A 5,206-nucleotide genomic window follows, 5' to 3' on the forward strand; every position below is an offset into this window, starting at 1 on the left:
CAAGCTTTTCTGGTCGGAACCCCCTAAGCCGAGTTTTCAAGGTGCTGCGCCGTCCACTTGGTTTTCGAGACTGGCCTTTTAATTCTAACGTAAAGCCAACCTAGAACGGCGGGGTTTCAGACCCAAAATTTCCGATGATTACTGTTTACTGATCACTGTTCACTGATAACTGAAGGGTCTCCTGTCTTCAGGTTAAGCTCCCAAAAAAAGGCTATTCTTTACCTTATATAGCCTGGCGAAAATTTGATGACTTCTTTGTTAGTTCACACATACCCTTCTCTTGTCAAGGGTATTTTAATTAAACGTTACAAACGCTTTTTTGCCGACATACAACTGGACAACGGAGAATTAATTACGGCCCATTGCGCTAATACCGGACCGATGACGGATGTATGCGTAGAAGGTCAACCGGTTTATCTTTCCCGTAGTGATAACCCGAAGCGAAAATTAGCTTATACCTGGGAGATGATTCAACTGGGGGAGACTTGGGTGGGAGTTAATACCAATCTTCCTAATCAGGTGGTGAAAAATGCCCTGTTGCAAGGAGTTTTTCCCGATTTGGTCAAAAATGAAACCGAGGTGCGATCGGAAGTGGCCTACGGTCAAAATAATGGCAGTAGAATTGATTTTCTTTTGACCCATGGGGATAATTCCCTCACCTATATCGAGGTTAAAAATACCACTTGGAATCAGGGAGAAACGGCACTTTTTCCCGATACTGTCACCACGCGAGGACAGAAGCATTTACAGGAATTAATGGCTTTATTGCTGGCAGCGGAGGCGATTATGCTCTACTTTATTAATCGGGGTGATTGTTACCGATTTGCTCCGGGGGATAGTAAGGATACTAAATACGGGCAGTTATTGCGTCAAGCAGTGGCTAAAGGAGTCAAAGTTTTACCCTGTCGCTTCCAAGTGACACCCACGGGAATTTATTATTTAGGTTTGGCAGAATTGCAGCTGTGAAACGAGTAGTTTAGAGGGACCAGCAAGTAATACTAAATCCGGTTATTAAAAACTGATGATTTATTCCCCCTCGCCTTTTGCCTCTTGCATGAGTGCCTCTCCTCATAACTAGCCTGTACTCAACGGATTTAGTATAAGCTTTTGACAAAATCCCCCGAACCGCAACTGACCTTTAAAAACCTAGAGACACAGTTACCTGTGCCTCTACTGGGGATTTTGTCGATACATATTTGAGGTAATTTGTCAAGGTTTTTGATAACTAATTCCGTGGCGCATTTTCTCTAATTTCTGTTGCACCTGAGCATCGAGAGAATGGAATAAAAAACGCCCTTTGGGACTTTGAGAAGAACTCTGGGATTTTCTCAGACGACGACCGGTTAAATCCACCTCGATTTCCAGACGTTGAGCGGAAATCCACTGGGCCCCATAACCCATAACGGTCATTTTTTGGGCATTATCAGAAGTAGCGACGATAATCCGTCCGATAGCTGGGGCGCGATCGTGCCAAAAATCGGCGCAGGTTTTCTCGATATAGGTGTCGGCGGTTTGAGCGTGAGCAGTAAAATAAACCGATAAATGGTTAGTGTAGCGTTCTTGGCTGCCGGGGGTATCTTGAAGGTAGGAATCGAAGACGATTTGGGTTTGATAACCCTGGTGGTGGGTGTAACCGATTAGGGTTTCAATTAACTTGTCTCGCGCCGGTTCGAGACCGTGGCGATCGCTAATTTTTTTCAGGGACGGCCAAGCACCGATGACGTTGTAGCCGTCAACCAGCAGAAGGGAACGATCAGAGGAATTAACCATGGCTTTGAGAGTAATTGGTGTAGCATTAAGGGCAGTTCTAAAAAACAGCATCCTAATGATATTAACAAAAATTTAGGATTCAACCGCCGCACTTGCCAATAATCTCGCTTTTAAGTCTAGGGGATTTCCCCGATCCGTTACCTTGCCCCCCTCTAATAAAAATGCCCCATCGCTGTAATCCAATTCCTCCAGGCGATGCGTCACCCAAAGGGCCGTAATCCCCCGGTTTTTGACCAATTTCTGCACTTGAGAGACTAATTCTAGCTGGGTATCCCCATCCAAAAGGGCGGTGGGTTCATCAAAGAGCAAAACCTCGCAATGACGAGCTAAAGCCCCCGCAATGGCGATTCTTTGCTTTTGTCCGCCACTGAGAGCATATATCGGTCGTTTTTCCATTTCTAATAAATTCACCGCCCCTAGGGATTCCCGCACCCGCGCCCGAATTGCCGGCGTGGATAAACCCTCGGATACCAACCCAAAAGCCACATCTGCCCCCACTGTTGGCATCACTAACTGATGGTCGGGATTTTGAAAAACAAAACCGAGGGGGTTAGGTATCTCTATTTCCCCGCGACTAGGTTTTAATAATCCCGCTAAGAGCCGCAGCAGGGTTGATTTACCGCTGCCATTTGTCCCCAACAACATCCAAAATTCTCCTCTGGGAACTTGCAAAGAGCAGCCATTTAATACTGATTTCCCATTCGGCCAGCTAAAGCAGAGGTCTTTTACTTTTATAGTCATGAATTATCAGTTATCAGTTATCAGTTATCAGTTATCAGTTATCAGTTATCAGTTATCAGTTATCAGTTATCAGTTATCAGTTATCAGATTTGAGTTTTTAAGTGTGCAGTATTAAATAGAAGTTTCCTACTGTCTTTTTACTGCTCACTGATTACTGTTTACTGATTACTGCTCACTGATAACTGATTAAAGAACTATTCTGTGGCTAAAGCGACAAACCCCGGCGCTCTACCAGTGGAGGCAGCCCCGGATTTTTGTGAAACAATCACCGCACTGATCTGATCGCTCAAAACCGCCACCTTTTTATCGGTTTGTTTTTCGCAGGTTAATTCTAATAATTCCGGATTCGGCGATCGCATAGCGTTAATAATTGTTTGATACAAAGCGTCTGCTGCTGCTTCTTCCTTGCGCTGCACGGAAATGGGGATGGGCGAGAGTTTCAGGGTAATATCGATCGAATACATAGTTTAGCGTTCCCTTCCAAAAAACAAGTCAAAAACCATTGTATAGCAGGGCTTGGGTGTTGGGGTTTTAGGGTATTAGTGATCAGATGTGGGTTTTCAGTTCACTGATTGCTGTTCACTGTGCAGATAACCCTAGCATCATCACCGATTAACTCTCGGCAGTCGGTGTGCAGAGGCGTTGTTATGCCCCAGGACCGAGCAGGAATATCAAGCGACCGATCTTGTTCTGGGTTCGGGAATCACTTCACCTTCTGTCCGCCAGGCTTCCAAGTACATTTCAATCACTTCTTCACCGTTGTGGATGGCCTCTTGACGAGTTTTGCCATGAGTACAAGGCATGACGACAAGATCAGAAAACTCTGGGAGCGTTACCAGGAAAAGCTGATCTTCATCAGACCACTGAACAATCATGCTGTATTTATTCATTTTCCTTCAAAGGGATTGGATAGAGTATCTTGGATGAGCAGATTGATTCTTTTCAGGGTTTTCTTGTCCTGAGATTGCCAATAAAGATAATCTTTCCATGCTTTACTACCCCAAGCCAACTTACGCATCGATTAAATCATGTTCTTGTGTTTTACCTGCTTGATATTCTGCGATCGCTTCTTGCAAATGTTGAGCATTAGCCGGAGATTTTAAGAGATAAACTGTTTCCATCAGACTGTCATAATAACTTTTAGACATATTGTTAGGTATCCTAACCCACTCGAGAATGAACGGGCTTAAAAACTTTGTTCTTCTCAAGAACCAATATAGAGTCGTGGATATGAATGCCGGAGCAGTCTTTGCTGATAGCGGCTCGTTTCAGTTCTTGTCTGTGATACCAGTGGTGCATATCATCTATCAAATCCATCGCAAATCCGAAGAAGTTGGTTTTAGATCGATACCCTCCGCCGAATGATCTCCAGTAGGCAGTGTGTAAGTCTTCGATCATATATATTCCACCATAACTCAAATGAGGAAATAAATAACTCAATGTAGCTGGAATATGTTCCATACGGTGACTGCCGTCGTCCAAAATTATATCTATGCCTCCCATCTCCTTAACGACAGACTCCAAAAAACAGTGGTCAGCCTGAGAGCCGATTCTTACTTGCCCAGCAAGACCGTTCAATTTCTCACAATTAGGGTTGATGTCGATACCAAAAATAATTGCATCATCACCAAAGTATTTTCTCCACATCTGAAGACTACCGCCATTGCTTACGCCAATCTCAAGAAATCTTACTTTTTGCCCTCGAAAAGATGAAAAATAACGATCATATAAGGGGATGTAATGGTGCCACTTATGAACGACAGCCCCCTTATTATTGGCGAAAAAATCAAGCAACTCGCTATTGTGTTCATACTTCTCTTGTATATCTCTTTTAACATCCGAGGTCGGATCAGAATTGAACCTGAATTCGCCTATTCCTTCCTGAGAGTGTTTTGTTTTTTGATTTCTATACCAATTGAGTAATCTATTTGGTATTAAGGACTTTGCGACTGTTTTTAAGTTCATCAGTTTTTGCTCTTTCAATTTACGGCATGAACAGTGTTGTTCGTCACTATACGGCATAACTGTTAACTATAGCAGTTTTCATCAGAATGAGGTATGGGCAAGGGGCTTAAACCCTTTGTTAGCAAAACTTGTCGATACCTCAGTAACGTGAAAAGCGTTATATACCGCCTCCTGCGATCGAGCAACCCCCTCTATATTATCCCACTTGCATAGATCCAACACCACTAAATAAAACCCAATACGACACTATGCGGTTTAATCACCTCAATTTGGGGAGAATTACCCCACAGAGTGGTCTAGCATTCCACTCAAGACGTGAAGACGACAATACCAAGCAATTGAGGCGGCATATCTCCCCATCTCCCCAAATCCCCATCTCCCCCCGCAACGCGCAAGAAGTGGTCTCCCCGAAAAATTTTAGATTTTTTTAAGACCGACCTGAAAAATCTTGGCCATTTTTCCCAATATAGTGTAAGTTAAGAAAAGTAAAGATTTCTCACAATTCTTCTACACATCTGCTGGCCTGCTCGGATAGATGGAGAAGAGAGCGCGGAATCTTAGCAATAATATACATTTTTCGGAGAAAACCCCCATGACCATTGCTGTCGGACGCGCCCCAGAAAGAGGGCTGTTTGATGCTCTCGATGACTGGCTCAAAAGAGACCGTTTCGTCTTCATCGGTTGGTCTGGTTTACTACTCTTCCCCTGCGCCTTCATGGCCCTAGGTGGA

General features: G+C 43.9%; 8 protein-coding genes and 1 pseudogene. 2 read left to right on the forward strand and 7 right to left on the reverse strand.

Features of this window, described 5'->3' with window-relative positions; genetic code table 11:
- Nucleotides 1-246: 246 nt before the first annotated feature.
- A complete protein-coding gene (gene sfsA / locus IM456_RS20960) occupies nt 247-966 on the forward strand; it encodes a DNA/RNA nuclease SfsA (RefSeq protein WP_287692408.1) in 720 nt (239 codons plus the stop codon).
- Nucleotides 967-1,209: 243 nt separating this feature from the next.
- On the opposite strand, the gene IM456_RS20965 is transcribed toward sfsA, so the two are convergent.
- The 7 genes from IM456_RS20965 to IM456_RS20995 all read right to left on the reverse strand — a co-directional run bounded on the left by IM456_RS20965 (nt 1,210) and on the right by IM456_RS20995 (nt 4,533).
- Nucleotides 1,210-1,821, reverse strand: coding sequence for an NYN domain-containing protein (locus tag IM456_RS20965; RefSeq protein ID WP_061432916.1), 612 nt, complete (start codon nt 1,819-1,821; stop codon nt 1,210-1,212).
- Nucleotides 1,822-1,842: 21 nt separating this feature from the next.
- Nucleotides 1,843-2,511 (reverse strand): energy-coupling factor ABC transporter ATP-binding protein, encoded by a 669-nt coding sequence (locus IM456_RS20970; protein ID WP_149985320.1) that lies wholly within the window; start codon nt 2,509-2,511, stop codon nt 1,843-1,845.
- 194 nt (nt 2,512-2,705) lie between these two features.
- Nucleotides 2,706-2,975 carry a UPF0367 protein family gene (locus IM456_RS20975; RefSeq protein WP_002756830.1) on the reverse strand — a complete coding sequence of 90 codons (270 nt, stop codon included), beginning with the start codon at nt 2,973-2,975 and terminating at the stop codon, nt 2,706-2,708.
- Nucleotides 2,976-3,182: 207 nt separating this feature from the next.
- Nucleotides 3,183-3,401, reverse strand: coding sequence for a type II toxin-antitoxin system HicB family antitoxin (locus IM456_RS20980; RefSeq protein ID WP_287692410.1), 219 nt, complete (start codon nt 3,399-3,401; stop codon nt 3,183-3,185).
- Nucleotides 3,398-3,529: a type II toxin-antitoxin system YoeB family toxin gene (locus IM456_RS20985; protein WP_103112597.1), complete on the reverse strand. Its 132-nt coding sequence runs from the start codon at nt 3,527-3,529 to the stop codon at nt 3,398-3,400. The genes IM456_RS20980 and IM456_RS20985 overlap by 4 nt, the downstream gene beginning before the upstream one ends.
- On the reverse strand, nt 3,522-3,659 hold the full coding sequence (locus IM456_RS20990; protein WP_272081755.1) for a type II toxin-antitoxin system Phd/YefM family antitoxin: 138 nt from the start codon (nt 3,657-3,659) through the stop codon (nt 3,522-3,524). Before IM456_RS20990 ends, IM456_RS20985 begins: the two co-directional genes overlap by 8 nt.
- A gap of 13 nt (nt 3,660-3,672) precedes the next feature.
- On the reverse strand, nt 3,673-4,533 hold the full coding sequence (locus IM456_RS20995; protein WP_287692413.1) for a class I SAM-dependent methyltransferase: 861 nt from the start codon (nt 4,531-4,533) through the stop codon (nt 3,673-3,675).
- Nucleotides 4,534-5,068: 535 nt separating this feature from the next.
- Between IM456_RS20995 and IM456_RS21000 the strand changes: the two are divergent.
- Nucleotides 5,069-5,206 (forward strand): annotated as a pseudogene (locus IM456_RS21000) (photosystem II D2 protein (photosystem q(a) protein)); the annotation flags it as partial.

This window comes from Microcystis sp. M079S1, from assembly GCF_020246425.1.
GTDB classification, from domain to species: domain Bacteria; phylum Cyanobacteriota; class Cyanobacteriia; order Cyanobacteriales; family Microcystaceae; genus Microcystis; species Microcystis aeruginosa.